At 43.2% G+C, this 22,168-nt stretch carries 7 protein-coding genes; all 7 read right to left on the bottom strand.

The annotated features are described in order from the left end of the window. Positions 1 to 4: 4 nt before the first annotated feature. The 7 genes from pdhC to HAP68_RS07020 all read right to left on the bottom strand — a co-directional run bounded on the left by pdhC (position 5) and on the right by HAP68_RS07020 (position 22,148). On the bottom strand, positions 5 to 1,333 hold the full coding sequence (pdhC, locus tag HAP68_RS07050; protein ID WP_003154526.1) for a pyruvate dehydrogenase complex dihydrolipoyllysine-residue acetyltransferase: 1,329 nt from the start codon (positions 1,331 to 1,333) through the stop codon (positions 5 to 7). 124 nt (positions 1,334 to 1,457) lie between these two features. Further along, positions 1,458 to 2,435: a pyruvate dehydrogenase complex E1 component subunit beta gene (gene pdhB, locus HAP68_RS07045; protein ID WP_003154528.1), complete on the bottom strand. Its 978-nt coding sequence runs from the start codon at positions 2,433 to 2,435 to the stop codon at positions 1,458 to 1,460. A gap of 3 nt (positions 2,436 to 2,438) precedes the next feature. Further along, positions 2,439 to 3,554 (bottom strand): pyruvate dehydrogenase (acetyl-transferring) E1 component subunit alpha, encoded by a 1,116-nt coding sequence (pdhA, locus tag HAP68_RS07040; RefSeq protein WP_003154530.1) that lies wholly within the window; start codon positions 3,552 to 3,554, stop codon positions 2,439 to 2,441. A 471-nt stretch (positions 3,555 to 4,025) separates the two neighbouring features. Further along, the gene (locus HAP68_RS07035) at positions 4,026 to 5,117 is read right to left on the bottom strand and encodes a serine hydrolase domain-containing protein (protein ID WP_024085261.1); all 1,092 of its coding nucleotides are present in this window, start codon (positions 5,115 to 5,117) and stop codon (positions 4,026 to 4,028) included. Between the two features lie 32 nt (positions 5,118 to 5,149). Next, positions 5,150 to 9,004 carry an alpha/beta fold hydrolase gene (locus tag HAP68_RS07030; RefSeq protein ID WP_024085260.1) on the bottom strand — a complete coding sequence of 1,285 codons (3,855 nt, stop codon included), beginning with the start codon at positions 9,002 to 9,004 and terminating at the stop codon, positions 5,150 to 5,152. Between the two features lie 50 nt (positions 9,005 to 9,054). Next, positions 9,055 to 16,437, bottom strand: coding sequence for an SDR family NAD(P)-dependent oxidoreductase (locus HAP68_RS07025; RefSeq protein WP_024085259.1), 7,383 nt, complete (start codon positions 16,435 to 16,437; stop codon positions 9,055 to 9,057). Beyond that, positions 16,437 to 22,148: a type I polyketide synthase gene (locus HAP68_RS07020; RefSeq protein ID WP_041482362.1), complete on the bottom strand. Its 5,712-nt coding sequence runs from the start codon at positions 22,146 to 22,148 to the stop codon at positions 16,437 to 16,439. The genes HAP68_RS07025 and HAP68_RS07020 overlap by 1 nt, the downstream gene beginning before the upstream one ends. Positions 22,149 to 22,168: the final 20 nt, after the last annotated feature.

Raw genomic sequence — 22,168 nt, 5'->3', positions numbered from 1 at the left:
AACATTACGCCTCCATTAAAATAAGTTGTGGATCGTTCAGTAAACGCTTGATGTGGTTTAACGCATTTTGTGCAGTTGCTCCGTCAATCATACGGTGGTCAAAGCTGAGAGAAAGAGCTAAGACAGGAGCAGCTACAATTTCACCGTCACGGACGATCGCTTTTTCAGCAATACGGCCGATACCGAGAATCGCAACCTCTGGGTGGTTGATAACCGGTGTGAACCATTGGCCTCCGGCAGAACCGATATTTGTGATCGTGCAAGAAGCGCCTTTCATTTCCGCAGGTGCAAGCTTGCCTTCACGCGCTTTTGTAGCAAGGCTGTTGATTTCATCAGAGATTTCGAAAACGGCTTTACGGTCGGCATTTTTCACTACCGGCACAAGCAGGCCTTTTTCGGTATCCGCTGCAATTCCGATGTTGAAGTAATGTTTTTGGATCACTTCATCTGTTTTATCATCAATCGATGTGTTTAAAACAGGGAATTTTTTCAAAGCGGATGTTAATGCTTTGACGACGTAAGGCAGATAAGTCAGCTTGATGCCTTGATCAGCAGCAACTTGTTTGAACTGTTTGCGGTGAGCAACAAGATTTGTTACGTCAACTTCATCCATAAGAGTTACGTGCGGTGCAGTATGCTTAGAGTTCACCATTGCTTTCGCGATCGCTTTACGGATACCGCTCATTTTTTCGCGTGTTTCAGGGAATTCGCCTTCAGGAGCCTGAGCTGCTGCAGGTTTAGCTGTTTCCTGAGGTGCAGCTGTTTCTTGCGGTGCCGCTTCTTGAGCCGCTCCTCCATTTGCAAAGCTGTCGATATCTTCTTTTACAACACGTCCGTTATTGCCTGAACCTGTTACTTTACGGATATCCACGCCTTTTTCACGGGCATATTTGCGTACGGAAGGCATCGCGATCACGCGTTTGTTCGGATCAGCTTCCGCTTGGTCCTGCTGTCCTGCGCCGGTTTCTTTTGCAGGCTCTTTAGGAGTCTCTTCTTTAGAGATATCCTGCCCTGCTTCAGCAGACGACTGAACTTGAGCCTCAGTTTTCGCCTCTCCTGAATCATGGCTTCCTTTAAATTGAAGATCTTCGTAACCAGGTGCGTCAAACGTAATAATCGTTTGTCCAACAGTTGCAACTGTTCCCTCTTCAACTTTTAATTCTAATACTTTTCCTTTAACAGGTGAAGGAATTTCTACCACTGCTTTATCATTTTGCACTTCAGCCAGAACATCGTCTTCTTCTACCTCGTCGTTCGGCTTCACAAACCATTTTACGATTTCGCCTTCGTGGATACCTTCCCCGATATCCGGAAGTTTAAATTCAAATGCCACAGTTTTCGACCTCCTAGTTGATTAAGCAAATTTTAGTTATGCATACGCAAGCATTGAACCTAGTAAACAGACTCCTTCATCATAAGAGAAAAGGACTCTCTTTACCGTCTTTTAAGATGCCTGATTAAAATTCAAGAACTTTTTTCGCAGTTTCAAGAACGTCTTTATGGTTTGGAAGCCATACGCTCTCAGCAAGCGAGAAAGGAAATACTGTATCAGGCGCCGCAACACGCAGAACCGGAGCTTCCAGGCTCAGAATCGCGCGGTCATTGATTTCAGCTACAACGTTGGCAGCGATGCCGGCTTGTTTTTGAGCTTCCTGCACGACAATTGCGCGGCCTGTTTTTTCAACAGAAGCAATAATCGTATCAATATCAAGCGGACTTACAGTGCGAAGGTCGATAACTTCAGCAGAAACGCCTTCTTTTTCAAGCTCTTCAGCAGCCTTAAGCGACTCATGAACCATCGCGCCGTATGTGATGATAGAAAGGTCAGTACCTTCGCGTTTCACATCAGCTTTGCCAAGCTCGATTGTGTATTCCTCTTCAGGAACTTCCTGACGGAAAGAACGGTAAAGTTTCATATGCTCTAAGAAAACAACCGGATCATTGTCTCTGATAGAGGCAATCAGCAGTCCTTTTGCATCGTAAGGAGTGGAAGGGATAACAACTTTAATACCCGGCTGCTGAGCGATAAGGCCTTCCAAACTGTCAGCGTGAAGTTCAGGTGTATGAACCCCTCCGCCGAATGGAGAACGGATTGTCACCGGAGAAGTCCAGCGTCCGCCGGAACGGTAGCGGAGACGAGCCATTTGTCCTGAGATTGAATCCATTACTTCATATACGAATCCGAAGAACTGGATTTCCATAACAGGACGGTAATCTTGCAGGCCTAAACCGAGAGCGAGACCGCCGATACCGGATTCAGCAAGCGGCGTGTCAAATACGCGGTCCTCACCGAATTCTTTTTGAAGGCCTTCAGTTGCACGGAATACGCCTCCGGCAACGCCTACATCTTCCCCGAAAAGCAGAACGTTTTCATTGTTTTTCAGTTCTGTGCGTAACGCATCAGTGATCGCTTGAATCATTGTCATTTGCGCCATGGCTTACTTCGACTCCTTCGCTTTGTAAATTTCAAGTTGTTCTTTCAAGTTGAACGTCGGCTCTTCAAACATATTCTCAATCAGCTCTGTTACTTTCGGTTTTGATTCGCCGTCAGCCTTTTTGATAGCTTGTTTGATTTCTTCTTTGGCCTGTTCAATCACTTTGTTCTCTTCTTCTTCAGACCATAGTCCTTTGTTTTCCAAGAACTTGCGGAAACGTACGAGCGGGTCTTTTTGCTCCCATTCATTTTCTATTTCTTTCGTACGGTATTTAGTCGGATCGTCACCGGACATTGTATGAGGTCCGTAACGGAATGTAAGAGTTTCAATCAGAGTCGGACCTTCACCGTTAATTGCGCGCTGGCGTGCTTCTGCGGTTGCAGCGTAAACGGCTAGTGCGTCCATTCCGTCTACTTGAACACCTGTAATACCGACGGCAACTGCTTTTTGGGCAATTGTCTGTGCGGATGATTGCTTTTCTACAGGAGTTGAAATCGCATAGCGGTTATTCTGAACAACGAAGATCGCCGGCGCTTTAAATGCTCCGGCAAAGTTCATTCCTTCATAGAAGTCACCTTGAGAAGCTCCGCCGTCACCAGTGTAAGTAATAGCAACCGCTTTTTTACCGCGCTTTTTAAGACCTAAAGCTACACCTGCGGTTTGAATAATTTGAGCACCAATAATAATTTGAGGTGATAAAGCGTTTACTCCCTCAGGCATCTGATTACCTTTAAAATGGCCTCTTGAGAACAGGAATGCCTGATGTAAAGGAAGCCCGTGCCAAATCAGCTGAGGAACGTCACGATAACCCGGAAGGATAAAGTCGTCCTGTTCAAGCGCGAAGTGTGATGCAATTTGAGAAGCTTCCTGGCCCGCTGTCGGTGCATAGAAACCTAAACGTCCTTGACGGGAAAGAGAAATTGAACGCTGGTCTAAAATGCGGATATACACCATTCTTCTCATTAATTCCTTTAACTGATCATCTGAAAGATCAGGCATTGCGTCTTTATTTACGACTTCTCCTTCAGCATTTAAAATTTGGAACGTTTCAAACTGCTTATTAATAGCATCAAATTGTTTTTTGCTATCAACAATTGAAGTTTTTGTCTTTGCAGCCATTTTTTAAACCACCTCTTCTTTTGATTTAACAGGGTTAGGATACCGTTTAGCCATCCGTATTAAAAACAGTCTTATCATGCTCTGCAATTCTAAAATTAATCATTCAGAAATTCACATAGCGCTTAAGCAAAGATAATGACGTTTAAACTGTACTAATAAAAAAAGATTTTTTATTAGTACAATATGATCAACAACCATAGTTTACAGTAATTAAACAAAGCCGTCAATTATTTATAACCTTATTTTGAAACCGCTTATAAAACTTAAGATCATACTGCGTCAAACTGTACTATAAAAGACTTTAAACTGTATTATAAAAACGCTCTACTGTACTATAATTAAAAAAAATTACAAAGAGTAAATTAAGTTATTTAACTTCGAGGGCGGGCTTTGAGAAGGTGCCGCGGGATAAAAACGGGCAGTTAGCAATCGTCCCGCCTGCCGGACAGGCGGGACGATGCTTTTGTCTAATTATTCAATACCCGCCCACACGATATTCAGCGGCGTCAGTACGGCATGAGGATGAAACTCGGAAATCGGAGTGAAAAATACATACGTAAAATCTTCGGCTGGATCAGAAAACATGCCGCACCAACCCATTCCAAGATGTGAGAACGTGCCTTCTGTCATGAAATAATGGTCACCGGCCGGCCACAAATTAATGCCTAAACCAAAGCCGCCCTCCTCTCTTGGCGCTCCGAAGAAGTAAAAAGGAAGACCGGGCTTTATTTGATTTCTCAGCATGGCCTCGACTGTTTTTCTTCCAAGCAGCTTCTTATCTTTCAATCTGCCTTTATTTCTAAACATTTCAGCTAACTTCCAAATATCTTCCAATGAAGAGTACAGACCGCTTGTCGCTTTATTCGGAAAATACGGGTGATGACTTTTTTCCAGCTGTACGCACTCGTGCTCATTGATCACACAAACTTCTTCTTTTAAAGCATCAGGCACATAAAAAAACGTTCTTTCTAATCCGAGCGCTTCAATAATATGCTTTGTTACATACTGTTCGTAGGACATGCCTGTTACTTTGGAAATAATGATGCCAAGTATGACAAAGCCGGTTCTGGAATAGTTCCATGCTTCATCCACTCCGTACTCTAAAGGCGTACTGACCAGATAGCTTATCCATTCTTCCTCATTCGTTAAGTCAATGCCTTCAGCCTTTTGAATATCCAGCTCAAAACTTAATCCCGCTGTATGAGTCAAAAGGTGTAAAATTTTAATGTCTCCGAAACCCGGTTTATCAAATGCAGGCAAAATGAGCTTGACCGGCATTTTCAGATCGAGCAGACCTTTTTCGACGAGCTGCATGACCGCTGCAGCGGTAAACACTTTTGTCAAAGAACCGATTTCTCTGATTGTATCAAGCTGAAATGTTTGCTTTTCTTTTTGTCCGCCGGTAAATTCCCCTAACGACTCAGCCGCAAAAACCTCGCCTCCTCTTGATATCATATAACTCGCACATTGCAGATCTCCATTGTCTATCATCGTCTGATAATGGCTGTTAAGAGCGTTAATTTGTTTCATATCAAATGCCGGATTGCTTATTGTTTGTTTCATTGTTTTCTCCCCCTGTACTGTATGTATCGTTTTCATCCCTTACTTACTGATTTCTTGATGAATTCTGACACCGCTTTATTAAATTCTTCCGGGTGTGTGATGTTCGGAAGATGCCCCGCTCCCTTAATTTTCTTTAATTCTGCATTGCTCAGCAGTTTCTTCAGCCTTTTTGTTTCTTTCTGATCAACTACGCTTTCCTTCTCTCCCGTAAGGATAAGCGTTCTTGTATAAATGTCTTTTAAAAAGCCGATCGTAGAATAGCCTTCTTGTTGATGTATCTTCATAAAACGTTCAATAGAAGCATTTAAGAATTGATTCCTGTATAAACTTTCATATTCATGCGATTTTCCTATAGCTATAAAATCATTTTTCAGTTTTTCCTCAACACTGCTTTCAGGGTCTTCTTCGTATTCGGTGTAACTTCCGGAAAGAATGAGTGTTTTTACTTTTTCAGGGTATTCATAGGCTATCCTCTGTCCTATCATGCCTCCCCAAGAAGCTGCCGCAATGTGGATCGGCCAAGCAACCCCTATCTCGTTCAGCACTTCAATAAAAGTCTGAGCCAGCCCGCTCAGTGTAAAATCGGCGCTCCCCTCACTCAGCCCGTAACCCGGTGTGTGTATGACAATTACATTAAATTGGTCTGCCCACTCCTTCATTTGTTCTTTCCACATGTAAGCAGTGGTAGCAAAACCGCAAATCAGTAAAATTGTTTCACCCTTGCCGCTCATCAATATTTCCATATGCCGGGCATTTTCTGTGTTAGCCAGAAAATGAACGGTTTCCGTTTCTCCTGTCTGGTAAAAAGCGATGAGTTTTTTTGCGGCATCGCTTTGATCGTGCTGAAGGGCTCCTTTCTTCAGTCTGCTCCAATAATGCAAATAATCGTCGAGATGACGATTGGAAGCTGTGCCGAGTATTCGGAAAGGACTTTCAGCTTCTTCTTCCGTAACGATTGACGAAGCATCAAAATCGGCTGCAATCGCTGAATCTCTTACTAAAGGCGGTGCTGAACGGGCGGATAACGGATTGAAATCATTTTGTATTTTTTCTTTTTCTCCGTATAACACGATCAGCTGGTGGCCTTGGCCGAGAAGCGAGTGTTCAAAAGCTTTGATTCCGGCAGTATTTTCTAATGGGTGCAGTCCGTAATCGGTTTTCATAATGTCTTGAATGCCGGGATCAACTGACATGCCTCCGTCTTTCCAGAAAGGCCAATTTACAGCGATGGTTTTTCCTGATCTCCCCTCCTCCTTTCTCATACATTCCCTCCACTCGGCAAAATGCTCCAGAAAACGATTGGCGTAGGCGTAATCGGCTTGACCCAGACTTCCGATTTCTGAAGAGATGGAAGAAAACAAAACAAAAAAGTCTAAAGGCATATTTCTGAGCGCTTCATCCAAATGAATCACACCATTGACCTTTGATTGCAGCACCGCCTGAGCTTCCGCGTCTGTTTTATTCATAATGAAAGAGTCTTTTAACACGCCTGCACTGTAAATGACCCCGTTGATTTCGGAATAATCAGCATGAATTTTTTCCGCTAAATTGATGACCTGCTGTTTATCTGACATGTCAGCCTGGATGTAAGAAATGTTTGCCCCGTCATATCGGATGCTGTCTAATTTTTCTTCCATTTCTGCTGTCATTTTCGATCGTCCGGCAATGATAACGCTGGCTCCGTGATTTGCATAAATAAACGCTGAAATAATCCAGCCGATGCCGCTTAACCCTCCGATTATGAGATACACTCCGTTTTTTACAAACTTTGCGGCCTTTTGCCCTGGTTGCAGCGAAGCATCTTTGTATGCTGTCACCCGCCTTTTTTGATCGCCGTCATATTTCACAGCCTCATGATGTCCGGCACTTAATTCATTGAGAAGCAAAGATGCTTTTTCAATGGTTTGTCTTGAAGAAATCTCAACCGTTTTACACTTTATATTCGGCTGCTCCGCATTAAGCGTTTTAAAAAAGCCTCCAATCGCGGCGTAAATCGGATTTGTATATTGATCCTTGTCATGTACGTACAAAAGGTTGATGTTATCTTTTATTTTTTGACGGATCAACGCTTTGCTTAAATAAAGGATTGAATAAAAGCTGTGAGTCAAATCTAACGCTGCCTCAGTATAAGCTTGTTTTGACAGGTAATGAATGATTGACGCCGGAAACGCTCCGGACTTTTTCATATCATCTAACAGTCTGGTGTAATGAGCAGACTGCTCCGGATTAAATTTATAATGCTTTTCATTTACCATTTCATATTCAGCGGCGGCTTCCGCATAAATAACATTTTCACTGCCGATGTACTTTCGGATTTCATCACTCAATGAACTGCCGAAATCGAAAATCAATGTATTTTCCTTAGGCACTTCTCCGGACTTTAATGGCGATTCTATCCATTCTTTTTGTAAATATAAAGATTCAAGCATCGGCTTTTCAGACGGCTCTTTCGTTTGCGTTTTTTCTTTAAAAGCTGCGGCCGGCGTATTACGCACATCATATTTTTCTTCTAAATAAGCTGCTAAATCATGAATATTGTTATAATCAAAAAGCAATGTCGGATACAGTTGTGTATCTAATCTTTCCTCGAGCATTTTCGATATATGAAGCAGCTGTTTTGAGTCAAGACCCAGTTCGTAAAAAGATTGGTGTTTGTCCGCTTTATTTGGCGGCGTGTTTGTCACATCTCCAATAATGGATGACAGCTCATCTGTTAATGTTTTTTGACTGTCTTGGTGCTGAACTGTATCAGAGATAGAGTCTGTAACGCGAGCTCCGTATTTCTCCTGCAGATATTCCGTCAATTCACCGATTGTGGAGTAATCAAATAATAAAGTCGGGTACAGCTTTGAACCTAACAACAGTTCTAATTTTTTAGATAAGTCTAATAACTGTTTAGAATCCAAGCCCATCTCGTAAAAGGAAATATCATTCTTCACCGTTTCAGCAGGCTTTTCAATCATGCCGGCTATCTCTTGGATTAAATTATTTCTGATCATTTCTTTATTGTTCGTTACGCTGCCGACGTCTTTAGCTTTTTGGGAATGCTCCAGCCTTTGTATTGATTTTTCATTTCTGACTCTTTTCACACCGAATCGCTCATAATAAAAAGCAAGCTCTCCATCAGGCCTGTATACTTCTATGTCCGCATATAAAATGTCTTTAGAAGGCGGCTGCGTTATACTGTTTTTATCAATATACACAAAACAAGACCCGGTTGTTTTATGCAGTGCCCGGAATGTCTCAATATATATAGGGATAAACGCATTTGTTCCTTCATCCGGCAAGTCTGATGTAAGGACTCCCAACAGGCTGAGAGATCCATCCAAAAATGCGGGGTGCATGTAAAAGTCATCTGTATATTCTTTTGAAAGTCCGCTTAAACTGACCTCTCCCAGAATATAATTTTCACCTTCATATACCGTACCTTCCAATTTCATAAAATCTTTATGAATTAGGCCGCCCCTGCGCAAATTACGATAGGCGGCTTCAGCATTCGAAGTCCGGACGGCCCCTTTCTTTAATGCTTCGATTGAAATTGTCTTTTCGTCTATCGCATTTTTTCTTATGATTTCCGCCTGCAAGTTGACTGACGCTTCACCTTCCGCCTTTTCAGCGACCCATTTCCTGCTTGTTGTTTCAACAAGCCAGCCGTTTTCTTGTTCCGTAAACTGGAAGGTGACTTTTTTATCAAAATGGACTGACGTCGCAACAGGTTCACGGAATAAAACATGTTTGATTTCAAAACTTCGGGGTGATATCCCTTTCTCAGCTAAAAATCGTGTTATTAAATCCAGATACGTTACGCCGGGTATCGTACGCACTTGATGAAGGACATGGTCTGAAACAATATAATCGTCATGTTTGACTAATACGCTGAACCTCATGCAACTCGACAACCTTTCTTCTTTTACAAAGTAAAGAAACAGAGCAGGTGCTACTCTGTTTCATCAATAATTTCAAGAAGCCGTTTTTTATTCTGTTTGATTTGTTTTTTTCGATTTGAATCCGGCCAGTACTCTTTTCTGACAAACTCGGCAGGCGGCAGCGGAGTTCTGACGGAATGATATGAATCATCCAGGCCGCTTACCAAAAGGTGGGCGTTTGTTCCGCCGAAACCGAAAGCGCTGATGCCCGCCCTCCGTTTTCCATCCTTCCAGCTTCTCAGTTCTGTATTCGGATAAAAAGGCGACTTTTCAAATTCAAAGCGGGGATTTGGCGTTTCACAATTCAATGTAGGCGGAATTTCCTTATGCCATATTGATAAAATCACTTTAATGAAACTTGCCGCTCCGGCGGCGCTTAATAAGTGTCCGATATTGGTTTTTACACTTCCTACTCCGCAAAATTGCGTTTTGTTTGTGTCTCTTCGGAATACTTTTGTCAGAGCCTGAAGCTCAATCGGATCTCCAATCATCGTGCCTGTGCCGTGAGTTTCGACGTAGCTGACTGATCCGGGAGTGATATCGGCTTTTTCAAATGCATCTTGAATAACCTGCTCTTGAAGCTTAGGATTCGGAGTCGTAATTCCCATTGTCGCACCGTCGTTATTAATAGCTGATGCTTCAATGATACCGTATATCCGATCTCCGTCAGCTTTTGCTTTCTCCAGCGGTTTTAACAGAACAGCGCCAAAACCCTCTCCGGGTACAAAGCCGTTTGCCCTTTCATCAAAAGTAAAACACTGACCGTCCGGCGAAAGAGCTCCTCCTTCTGTTAACATCAGGTAAGGAATTTCATCCAAAAGCAGATCCGCCCCTCCTGCCAGCGCCATTTCTGAATCACCGTTTTTTATGCTTTGGCAGGCTAAATGAATGCTGACTAATGAAGAAGAACAAGCGGTATCAGATACCATGCTTGGACCGTGAAAATTAAAGAAATGCGACACATGTGAAGCAATAAAGTTTTGACTAAGCCCGACGATGTGGCTGCTGCTTTCTTTCGGCAGTTTGTGACCGTAGCCGCCCATTCTGGAACCGACAAATACGCCGACTTTTTTTCCCGATAATTCTGTTTCTTCATAACCGGCATCACGTACAGTCTGTACACTCGTTTCTAAGAAATGTCTTATCAGCGGATCCGTTTGGATGGCTTTCTCCTCTTCCATACGGAAATACTCCGGATCGAAGCTGCCGATTCCATTAATAAATCCTCCCCATTTGCTGATGCTTTTTCCCTTTTGCTGCACCGGAGAGTAATTTTCTTCTATATTCCACCGGGAATCAGGTACTTCTTTAATATGATTCTTCCCTTTTCTCAGATTGTCCCAAAATTCCTCTTTATCAGCCGCGCCCGGAAACTTACATCCGATTCCGATAACAGCTATCTTTGCAGAGGAAGCCGTCTGCGGTTCTGTATTTCGGCTCGTCACAGACTGCATATCATGCTGATTGCTGCTTTGAGAATCAGTCTGTTCGATTTGTTTTTTCAACGGCGGCGCCGTCTTACCGATATATTCCGCGAGACCATGAATCGTGTTGTGTTCAAGAAGCACAGTAGGGTCGATTTTTTTCTGAATCATTGCTTCTATACGATGTATAATGCTGACAAGAAGTATAGAATCCACACCGTATTCCTGAAAATCCGTATTTGGGTTAAGCTTTTCAAGGGGTATGCTCAATTCCTCGGCAAATACGGCAGAAAGTTCACTGACAAGCCCTTCTGAATGATCAAAAGTGCCGGGAGTCTCCTGTCTTCGAGCTGGAAATGAAGCCTTGCCGGTTTTATTGATGTTCAGGAGACTGTCTGCATGAAACACTGTTCCTTTTTTCACGATAGGAATGATATTGGCCGATTTTTTCTCCAGTGCATGATACAAAATCGCCAGTCCTTCCCGCGTGGATAGAGAGTCCAATCCCAATTCATCATATAAAGGACTCGTCACAGTACCCATTCCGACTTCTTTCCAGCTCGGCCAATTGATGGACGTGAAATACGTTCTCCCCTTTTGAAAATGATAAGCCGCGAAATAGTCCATATATGCATTTGCAGACGCGTAATCAGTCATTCCTTTCGACAGTTTGGGTGACTGTGCTGCAATTGATGAAAACAGAATAAAGAAATCCAGCGGCCTATTATTAAAAATCCGCTCCAAATTCTGAAGTCCAGTGACTTTCGGCCCGTACACCGTCTTAAATTCACTCATTCTTTTATGAATAAAGGCCGGATTTCCGCCGCTGTGCAGTCCGGCACAGTGTATGACACCGCTAATATCTTTAAATTCAAGGCTTACTTGGTGAAAGAATGATCGAAGCTTCTCTTCATTTGTGAGAGAACCGCTGTAATACAGATAGTCGACACCTTTTTCTTCAAAACTTTGAAACAGTTTTATATTGCTGACTGTCTTTTCGTCCTGTCTGCCCTCTTTCAGCAAATGATCCCATTCACTTCGCAAAGGTAATGGACGTGTACCCGTCAGCACGAGTTTTTTCACTCCCCGTTTCACCAAATCTTCAGCTATTGCTCTGCCAATGCCCCCTGTCCCGCCGGTAATGACGATGGCTTTATCCGCAGGAAATGAAACAGGACCGCCGCCGGTATGGATTCTTTCTTCTTCAAAATACGGAACATACCTGACGCCGCTGCGGTAGCATACTTCATTCTCTCCGGTACATTGCGCCCTTTCAATCTCAAAGATTTGTTTCAGCTTATGCGTTTCTTTCATGCTGTCTATATCTATTGTTTTCACATGAACAAAGCCGTATTCCGCAGAAAGGGCTTTCAGAAAAGCCGCTGATTCTGCACCCGTCAGCTTTGGTTTTTCCGCTTTAAATACCTGCAAGCCATTGGTTAGTTGTAAAATGGATAATGGTGTTTCCTTTTTACTCCGCTTAATTATTTCTTGTATAAATAAGAATTTACCATATGGGATGCCGTTCTGATTTTCACTCTGGTTTCCGATATCTGAGAAATCAAATATATTTTCGACCTGCCGCTCACCGCCCGAGAAGATCTCACAGATAACGTCGTATGCGTGGGTTTCATCTAATAAAGAACACTCAAACATTTGATCAGAGTGTTTTATAAATGAAGAGTGATGTTTTATGACAATCAGATTCTCCTGATCTATATCCGGACAAATGGTGCGGGCAATTGATTCTGTGTCTTGATTCACAAATGCGACTGTCAGTCCGTACTCTTTTGTTTCGGATGGATTTACAAACGGATTCTCCCTCCATTTTTTTTGCAAGTGATGTTGAGAAGAATGCTGAGGGATCTCTGTCCTCTCAGTCCTGGACGGAACCCAATAACGTTCTTTTGCAAACGGATAAGTCGGAATTGAGATCCGTTTACCCGGCTGCTGTAAATGTTGATGAACGGATTTCCAGTCGATATCCGCCCCCCAAACCCATAATTGAGCCAGCTTTTCCGCTTCACCGTTCTCAATAATGGTCTTTACAAACAATTCGCCTGCTCTGCCTTCCGTTAACGCCTTCATTTTTTCAGCAAATGCATCTGATTGCTGATTAACATATACGCCTGGAACTTGCTTGTCACCGCGGCAAAACTGAGATAATTTATCTTTCATTTCTTTAAGAGAGGTACCGGTAATCGCCGCTCTGGCCTCCATCGCTTCTCTGCCCGATTGTGTAGTGTATGCCAGATCCCGTAAAACGACGCTTTCCGATTGGCCGCCTTCCATCACTTCATTCGGGAACATGTCTCTTATCGCTCCGGCATATTCCTTCAGTAAGTATTCAGTAACCGCTTGAATGGAGGGGCAATCCGTTAATTCATACATCGTGAGTTCAATATGAAACATTTCGTTAATAAAATCCGCCATCCGGCTTAATTCCAAAGGACCTACGCCAAATTCACTCAGGTGATCAGAAATATTAATTTCTTCCGGATGAATATGAAGCAATTCCGAAACAAACGGTTTGAGTACTTCATTCACCTTTTCTTTCATATCAGGCTGTTTATCCTTTACTTCAGGACTTAGTGAACGCTGAATAAAATCTTTCATGTTTTCGGCATACTCAAGAAGACGTTCATTGTCTTTGGCAGATAACAGGACAATATGCGGTTCGTTCTCAACATGTTCTGTTGAGACGTTTGTTTCTTCATATTCTTCTATAATGATATGAACATTCGTTCCTCCTGCTCCGAATGAGCTGATTCCCGCTCTTCTCGGAACAGTTACTGTTTTTCCGTTTTCCTGCAGTTTCGGTTTCTTCCAGTCTTGCAATGACCGCTGTACATAAAAGGGAGATGCTTTAAAATCAATATTTGGATTCAACGTCTCTGCATGTATGGAAGGAAACAGTTTTTTCAGTTTCATTTGCAAAAGAACCTTTGTCAAACCGGCAATTCCAGCTGCGGCCTCAAGATGACCGATATTTGATTTGACAGAACCGATTGAACAATATTGAGTATGCTCCGTAAATTCCCGAAACGCTTTTGTTAATCCGGTGATCTCAATCGGGTCTCCCAGAGAAGTTCCCGTTCCGTGAGCTTCAATATAACTAATTGTACGAGGGTCAATACAAGCTTTCTGAAGCGCGTCCTGTATCAGTTCAGACTGACCATTTGGATTAGGAACCGTAAAACCGTTTGTTCTCCCTCCGTGATTGACCGCTGTCGCTTTAATCAGCGCATAAATATGATCTCCGTCCCTTACCGCTTCCGCCGCCGGCTTTAAAAGTACGGAGCCCACTCCTTCTCCCGGTACATAACCGTCACCGCCCTCGCCGAATGTACGGCATCGGCCATCACTTGCAAAGAAGCGGCTTTGATTTAATAATGTATATTTATTCGGATGAAGCGTAAGATTGACCCCGCCCGCAACAGCAAGTGTGCTTTCTCCTCTTCGTATACTTTCACAGGCTAAGTGAATGGCGTTAAGAGAGGATGAACACATTGTATCCACCGCCATACTCGGCCCCTTAAAATTAAAGAAATACGATATTCTGTTTGCTATTGCAGAAAATGGAGACCCGACGGCCAGTTCATTTCCTTTAAGTGATTCTTCAACGCCGAAAAATTGATAGCTTCCATATGTGACGCCTGCAAATACTCCGACCTTTTTGCGTGTCAGATCTGAAGGTTTATAACCCGCATCCTCTATGGTATTGTACACTGTCTCTAAAAAGAGACGTTCCTGAGGATCAAGAAAAGCAGCTTCTTTCGGTGATATCCGGAAAAATAAAGGATCAAACCGGTCTGGATTTTTCAGAAAACCTCCCCACTTATAGCAGCTTCCCTCGAGCATTTCCTTCCGGTCATCAGGAATTTCGCTTACGCAATCCCGTCCATTCATCAGCACATTCTGGAACTCTCTGATGTTTTCCGCACCCGGATATCTGCCGCTGACACCGATAATGGCTATATCAGCAGAAAGGGGATCGGCCGCAATGTGCTCTTTTGAACCTTCTCCTTCAGAGCGTGCCGGCGCTTTTGTTTCCACTGGTTTTCTTTTTTGCTTTTTTTGATATGAAACAAGTTCAGATTTGCCGGCCGGGTCCAGCAGTTTCATCATTCGTTCGCTGTGATGACTCAGGAAATATTCGGCTAACTGCGATATGGAATGATATTCAAAAAATAATGTTTTCGACAATCTGCCGATACTTTGCTCCAGCTTTTTGGTCAGACGCATGATCATCACTGAATCAATGCCGTATTTCTCCAGGTATTGTTTTTCATCTATGAGTGAGGCCGGTAATTTCAATTCCTCTGACATTATATTTTTTAGATAGCTGATGATATTTTGTCTTAATTCATCGCTTTGCAAATCGGCATCTTCCTGCTGGTCTGAATGTAAGCTGATTGTGCCGGCACGCTTCAGCACATCCTCAATCTTTTCTTTTCGGCCTTTCAGGGCGATCAGCTGTTCAGATGATTGACACAAGCTGTTCTCCAGAGCCTGTATTCCGTCACCGTCATCTAACGGGTCAAGGCCGAGTTCCTGTTTCATGTAGGATATTCCTTCATCGTCAATATTCATCCCGCCGGAAGTCCATAGCGGCCAATTGACTGACACTACCCTTTCGGCAGACTCTTTTGCGGTCATAACTGCTGCATACTGATCCAAAAAGGCATTGGCGAAAGCATAGTCACATTGGCCGGCTGAGCCGAAGACTGCCGATGTGGATGAAAACAAGACAAGTAATTCAACTTTCATTTTTTTGATTTCTTCCGCCAGCCAGAGCGTGCCATAAACTTTCGAACTTGTGACTTGATCGATTTCTTCTTTTGTCTTTCTTAAGATAAAAGAGTCACGGAGTACGCCGGCACTGTGAAATACTCCATGCAAGGTGCCGAACTGCTCTTTTGCAAAAGCAAACATCCGTTCAGCATCACTTTGTTTTGAAACATCAGATCGGATATATTCAACTGTTGAACCTGAACTTCTTAAATATTCGATCTTTTTTTTCTGCTCTTCAGTTAAATCAGAGCGCCCTGTCAATATGAGATTCGCTTTCCATTTTTCCGACAGATGTTTTGCCAGTATATAACCGAGACCGCCCAGGCCTCCTGTAATCAGATAATTCCCATGATGTTTCAGCGGCTGGGTTAAATCGAATGAGCCGGCTTTATTATAGCTTTTCGTAAAACGTCTGCCGTTTTCATAGCGCACTTCAAAATGGATATCCCGTTTTTCGTCACACTCTCTCTGATATATATCAGCTATTGCTGGAAGAGCGGCTCCCGCACCCTCTGATTGAGTGATATTGATAATCTGATAGTGAAAATTGGGGTGTTCCTGGTGAACGGTTTTCACCAATCCGCCGAGAGCATGATGCAGCGGCAGTTGTTCTTTATTCTGAGTTTGAAAAATATGCGTCAGTTTTATTATCTTTTTCCATTTTAATTCAATCAGCGCCTGTGTAATATACAGAAGAGAAAACAATCCGTTTTCCAATTGTTTCTGTATACCTCCCTTACTCATGTCAGCCTGAGAATCAGACCACAAGTGAAAAATCTTTTCGGGCGGCTGATAATGATCATGAATGTATCGGAACAGCTTTAGATAATCGTCTTTTTTCACGTGGTTCATACAAATCGTATCATCATGTAAAACAGCAAATTCTTCTCCGCGGATGACAAACAAGAGAGTGCAGTCCTTAAACAAACCGCTCAATTCTTGTATTTGCCGTTCATTTTCTGCAAAAATCAGGAGCAATCCCGTCAAGGGTACGCTCTTCGTACTCGGAATGAACGATTCTGTCCATTCCGGCTTGTAATATAAAAGAGGATGGTTCGATGCCCGTGATTTTTGATTCTGAATGGATGTCACACGGGCATAGCCTTCGTCAGCCGACATTTGTCCTGTTTGAATCAGATCAAGAATATCGCTGATTTGTTCACGTTTTCCGTTCATCATTCTTCCCCCATTAATTGTTTCAATACAGCCTTCTGATCAATATCATTGGTTTCCAATTGACGCAGGAGACGAATGAGTTCATCGTCCGTCTGAACAGTGTCTTTTTCATGACCATATCTGAATCTCACATCTCTGCACTCCGCCAGAATGCTTCCGTTTCCATCTGTAAATGTCATATGACACGTTACATCACGGCTGTTCTGCCGGTTCACTTTTTGAGTATAAACATAAAAATTTTGAGCGAGAGGCTGATAGACATCCGCCGCTCCCATTCCGATCAATTCCGGGAAGGTTTCTCCGCTGACAAAAAATGCACTGGCTTGAATCGCGGACTCAAGCGCTTCAGGAGAAATCGTAAAATTTTCTCTTTTTGCATAAAGCTCATCCGGCATTGAATGAAGCGACAGCATTCCGTAACTGTTTTTCGCTGATTCAATGACAAAAGGCGCTTCAGCCGGATGTTCAGTCATTTCTGATTTGACTTCAGCAATATCAAGCGCTTCAGGAAGCATACCGCTTTCAGGCTTAACCATATGCGCATTTCCGCTGGCAAGTCGTACTTTATTCTCATTTTTTGTGTTTGCATATATGTCAAACCGCGCAAAGTCACGCTCAGGCGTCAGCGTAATCATCAGTTCCCGTATATCTGTCATTCCGTTCATGCTTTCGTTCCACAATAAATCGGTCAATGTTTGAACTGGTTGTCCAAATGCCGCCGCTGCATTGACGATAGCCATTTCAGCCAAAGATGCATAAGGGAAAAAGGACACGTTTCCTTCAGACAGACTTAGTGCGAACGGATGATTACGGCTGATTTTTTTCGTGAAACTGAACTGATGAAAATCGGACGTGTTACTCCCCAAGAAAGGGTGACCCGTCTTACTCACATCCGCTGAAACAAGTGCTTCCCCTTTTTCCGCTATCCAATACCGCTGTTTGATCAGCGGTTGTCCCGGAATAGAAATCCTGCGGGCATTCCGATTCACCTCAAAAGTCTCCCAATCTATCTTTCTTCCATTTACCCATTTGGATGCTGCTTCGGCGTAATCTGAACAAACGTGAGGCATTTCATTGTGAACTTCTGATTCGAATGTATTACCGGTATGGCTCAAGCTGCTTTTTTCACCCCTGATATAAGCTGAAAGCTCTTCAGCAATGACCTGCCCGGAATCTGCCACTATCGCCAGCCGTTCTTCCATATGATCGCGTCCCGTCTGAAGTGTATAGGCAATATCCTGAAGACGCAGTTTATGATTGTTATCCTTCGATTCATTTTCTGATAGAAAATCAGCCATAACCTTTGCATATTTTATCAGCCGTTGTTTGTCTTGAGCCGATAAAACAAAGATCACTCGGCCGCTTTGATGATCAAAAGCTTTTGGCGGTTCATACGCTTCCAATATAAGATGCGCGTTTGTTCCTCCTGCCCCAAAAGCGCTTACCCCGGCTCTCAAAGGATGAACAGCATGGCTGTTTTGCGGAATATTCCATTCAGCCGCTTTCCGCTGCACTTGAAAAGGAACCTGATCAAAATCTATAAACGGATTAACAATATCGGAATGCAGAGAAGGAACAAGCTGCTTATTCTTCATTTGGAGAAGCACTTTCGTTACCGCAGCGATTCCTGCCGCAGATTCTAAATGTCCGATATTGGATTTCACCGAACCGATGGCGCAAGGATGGTTCAATTGATAGGAATCTTTGAGTCCTTGAATTTCAATCGGATCGCCTAATGATGTCCCTGTTCCATGCGCTTCAATATAATTGACGGTGTTCGGATCAATGTCAGCTTTACGAAGCGCTTCTGAAATGACCTCCGCCTGCGCATCCGGATTCGGTATGGAATACCCGCTCGTCTTTCCTCCATGGTTAACGGCGCTTCCCTTAATCACACCGTATATTTGATCTTGATCTTCTATTGCTTTTTTCAATGGTTTTAACAATACGGCTCCGACTCCCTCACCGGGAACGTAACCGCTTCCGTCTTTTCCAAAACTCCGGCATCTGCCGTCACTTGATAGAAACTGTCCCATGCTGAGGAACTTATATTTATTCGGATGTATTGACAAATTCACTCCGCCGGCTAATGCCATATCGCTCTCTCCGCAATGTATGCTTTGGCATGCGTAATGAATAGAGGTCAATGATGAAGAGCACATTGTATCCAGAGCCAAACTCGGACCTTTTAAATGAAAATAATAAGACACCCGATTGGCAATTGAAGAATAGACGGAAGCCGGCGAGAAAGCCGCTCCGTTTTCTTCTCCTTCAAATAGTTGATATTGGCCCCACATTGCACCGACAAATACACCGACTTTCATCTTTTCCAGCATGTTTCTCGGGTACCCTGAGTCTTCAAAACAATTTTTGGCCGTTTCTAAAAAGAGCCTTTCCTGGGGATCCATAAGTTCTGCTTCCCGTGGGGAAATATGAAAGAAAAGCGGATCAAATTGATCGGCTCCGCTGATAAAACCTCCCCACTTGCTGTAAGACTTCCCTTTCATATCTCTGTCTTCGCTGAAGAAATCATCTATATTCCAGCGGTCAGGCGGGATTTCTGTAATACAATCTTTTCCGCTCTTTAAATTCTCCCAAAATTCAGGTAAGTCTTCAGCCATCGGATACTTTCCGCTTAAACCGATAATGGCAATGTCTTGATGCCTTGTATCAGCTGTTTCATTTATTTGGATCTCACGGCTTTCATCCTCCTTGAAGGTATCTTGAAGTGCAGATTCCAATTTTTCTTTGTCACCTTCAAACACGATCAGCTGTGATGCGTTCATAGAGAGTGAATCTTGAAAAGCTTTGATCCCATTGGTTTTACTAAGGGGAACCATACCGATTTTTTGTTTCATCCATTTTTCAGTTTGTTTATCCACTTTCATGCCGCCGTCTTCCCATAGGGGCCAGCCGATGGCTACTGAGACGCCGGAGCGTTCTTTTTTCCGCCTCATTCCTTCACGCCACTCAGCAAAAAGATCGATGAACCGGTTAGCCAATGCATAATCCGTCTGTCCGATATTCCCGTACATCGAGCTGCTTGATGAAAACATCACAAAGAAGTCCAAAGGTTCGGTTTGCAGCAAGCTGTCCAATAAGACCGTCCCATTTATTTTCGGAGCGATCACTTCCTGAATTTCATCTTTTGATTTTTGAATCAATAAAGCGTCGTGCGTCACACCGGCACTGTGTATCACACCGTTGATTTCTCCGAATTTCCTTTTAATAGTTTTTATGATTCGCTCTGCATCGCGGCTATCTGAAAAATCTCCTCTTATATATTGAACGGAAGAACCGCCTGCTTTCATTCGGCTGATTTTGTTCTTTTTGTCTTCCGTCAGTTCAGAACGGCCCGCTAAAATAATATTGGCTTTCGTTTGCGCTGCGATATGTTCTGCAAATATAAGGCCTAAGCCGCCGGCCCCTCCTGTAATCATGTATACTCCGTTTTCTTTAAAGGAGAAATCTGAGTTTTGAGCCGGTTCTGCTTCCCGTAAGGCACGGACCCAGCGCACATTTCCTTCATAATAAAGATCGGTTTCTCCCGGATGCGCTTCAGTTGATTCGCATCTGATGATTTCAGCTGTAAGAGCCGGCAACGATGTCTTGTCTGAAACTGATATCCCGATTGTCTTAAGGGCCAGTTTCGGGTTCTCAAGCAAAATAGACTGCCCTGCGCCATGGACTGAAGCGTAAAGCGGCTGATCATTTTTATGGTCCGCCGGATAAAGGAAAAGCGATACAACCTTTTTTTCCGCCTTGCTGCGCATCAATGCCCGGCTGAAAAAGAATAGCGGGTAAGCCCCTTTAGAAAGCTGTTCACTTATTTTTTCCGGGCCGGCAAATGATCCTTCCGGCCACCCGTACACCACGGTGTCGGGCATTTGCCCCCTTTTTTTCAGATCAGCTGCAAGCCTGTCAAAGTGGGCTTCCTCCCTGTGATCTATCTCATAAATTCCGTCTCCGTGATAGGAGAAACGATTCCCTGATAAAACGAGAATGATCTGTGTATTTTCGAATCCATTTTCAGCATTTTCCCGCATAAAATGAAAAAGCTCTCTGTCATATTGAAACAGCAGACATGTTCTTTTCTTTTTATTTCCGCAATGCGGGTCCCAAGCGGCAGCCTTTTGTCTCCAATACGGCGTTAAATAGGTCAGAGCCGTATGATTCTCTCCATGATGTAGAGGGAGGTCTTTGTCAACGGAAGTCTTTTCCCCGCTCTCCACAAAATAATTTGCAAGTTTTTGAATCGTCGGATACTCAAACAATAAAGTAGGATACAGTTCCCTGCCTGTTTTCTCCTCCAATGCCTTTACGGCTTGCATAAGTGTGACGGAATCCAGGCCTTGTTCATAAAAACCTTTTACCACAGAGAGTGTTTCAGGGGCAGTCCCTTTGATGTCTGCGATCAGCTGCTGAATGTCTCCTTCTGTTATAAGAGCGGAAAGATTTTCGTTCTTACTTTCTTTCATGTCAGGCTTTTCAGCCGGTTGATTTTGCGTTAAGAAATAACTGGACATTTTTTGATTTTCTTTAATATACGCGGCGAGTTCCCGGATCGTTTTCTGCTCAAACAGGAGTGTAGGATACAGCTGTTCCCCTGTTTTGTTTTCAAGTTCTTTGACAATGGCAAGCAAAGAAGCGGAATCCAGGCCTTGTTCATAAAAACCAATGTCTGTCCTTATGTCACGCAGATCTATATTTGAAACCCCGGATATTAATTCTTTAAGGTGTGTCTCAATGCTTTCGCTTCGATCTATGATTGAATCTTTTCTCATCAGGCCGTCTTTTGGCTGAGAAGCCGCTTCAGTTTCTAAACGAGTCTGCTTCAGATTTTCAATTAAATCTTTTGAGCGAATATGTTTCACAGACAGCCGGGTAAAATAAGCGATCATCTCCCCGTGTGCATCGTACAAACCGTAACTGACTTGGATGACATCCCCTGAATCATGATTTTGGTCTTGCTTCTCTATGTACACATAACACCTGTCTTCCAGGCGCTTCGTCATACGGAAAGATTCAATATGAATGGGAATATACGTTTTCATCCGGCTTGCCGGAGATCCTTGTGTAAAATATTCGGGACATGCCTGATAAAGGATCGATATGATGGTAGACGCATCAAGAAAAGTGGGATGCAATTGAAAATAGCCGGTATATTGTTTGGCAATTTGGCTGAGCGACAACTCTGCAAGTACAGAATGATCAGACGCATAAACCTTCCCCAGACTCTTCATAAATTCAAAATGCTCTATATCAACCTTTTTTAAATAGTCATAACATATCTCCATATCGGCTTCACGGACGGAGGCATGTTTGATTTCATCGATATGAATTGAACTCATGCTTTCTGGGAATTTCTGCATGAGCCTGCAGTTCATATTCTCATCCCAGCTTTCATCCAGAATCCGGTCATCTTTTACCTTTCTGCTCTTCGCCTGGATTTCCCATCCCTGTTCCAATCCCTGAAAACGGATGCGGATTTCTCTGTCAAAGGTATCCGATGTTGCTACAGGTTCCAAATACAAAATATTCTGACACTCGAGTTCTTCAATAGGCAAACCTTTACTCAGCGCCATACGGTATATCATATCTAAAAATGTGACACCGGGTATAATCCGGGTGCCATGCACCCGGTGATCCCTGACAATATAGTCCGTATGTTTAATTGTTAATGTGAACTGATAGTTTTGATTACTGGCCACCTGTCTCATTCCTTTTCTTT

Origin of the sequence: Bacillus sp. Bvel1 (assembly GCF_014872755.1) — a bacterium.
In the GTDB taxonomy this organism is placed as follows: Bacteria; Bacillota; Bacilli; order Bacillales; family Bacillaceae; genus Bacillus; species Bacillus velezensis.
This window is presented reverse-complemented; position numbering and strand designations above follow the sequence as displayed.

Bases quoted from the DNA above. Each gene is read 5' to 3' on its own strand.
- HAP68_RS07025 (WP_024085259.1), bottom strand. From the start codon at position 16,437: ATGAACGGAAAACGTGAACAAATCAGCGATATTCTTGATCTGATTCAA.
- HAP68_RS07030 (WP_024085260.1), bottom strand. From the start codon at position 9,004: ATGAGGTTCAGCGTATTAGTCAAACATGACGATTATATTGTTTCAGAC.
- HAP68_RS07035 (WP_024085261.1), bottom strand. From the start codon at position 5,117: ATGAAACAAACAATAAGCAATCCGGCATTTGATATGAAACAAATTAAC.
- pdhA (WP_003154530.1), bottom strand. From the start codon at position 3,554: ATGGCTGCAAAGACAAAAACTTCAATTGTTGATAGCAAAAAACAATTT.
- pdhB (WP_003154528.1), bottom strand. From the start codon at position 2,435: ATGGCGCAAATGACAATGATTCAAGCGATCACTGATGCGTTACGCACA.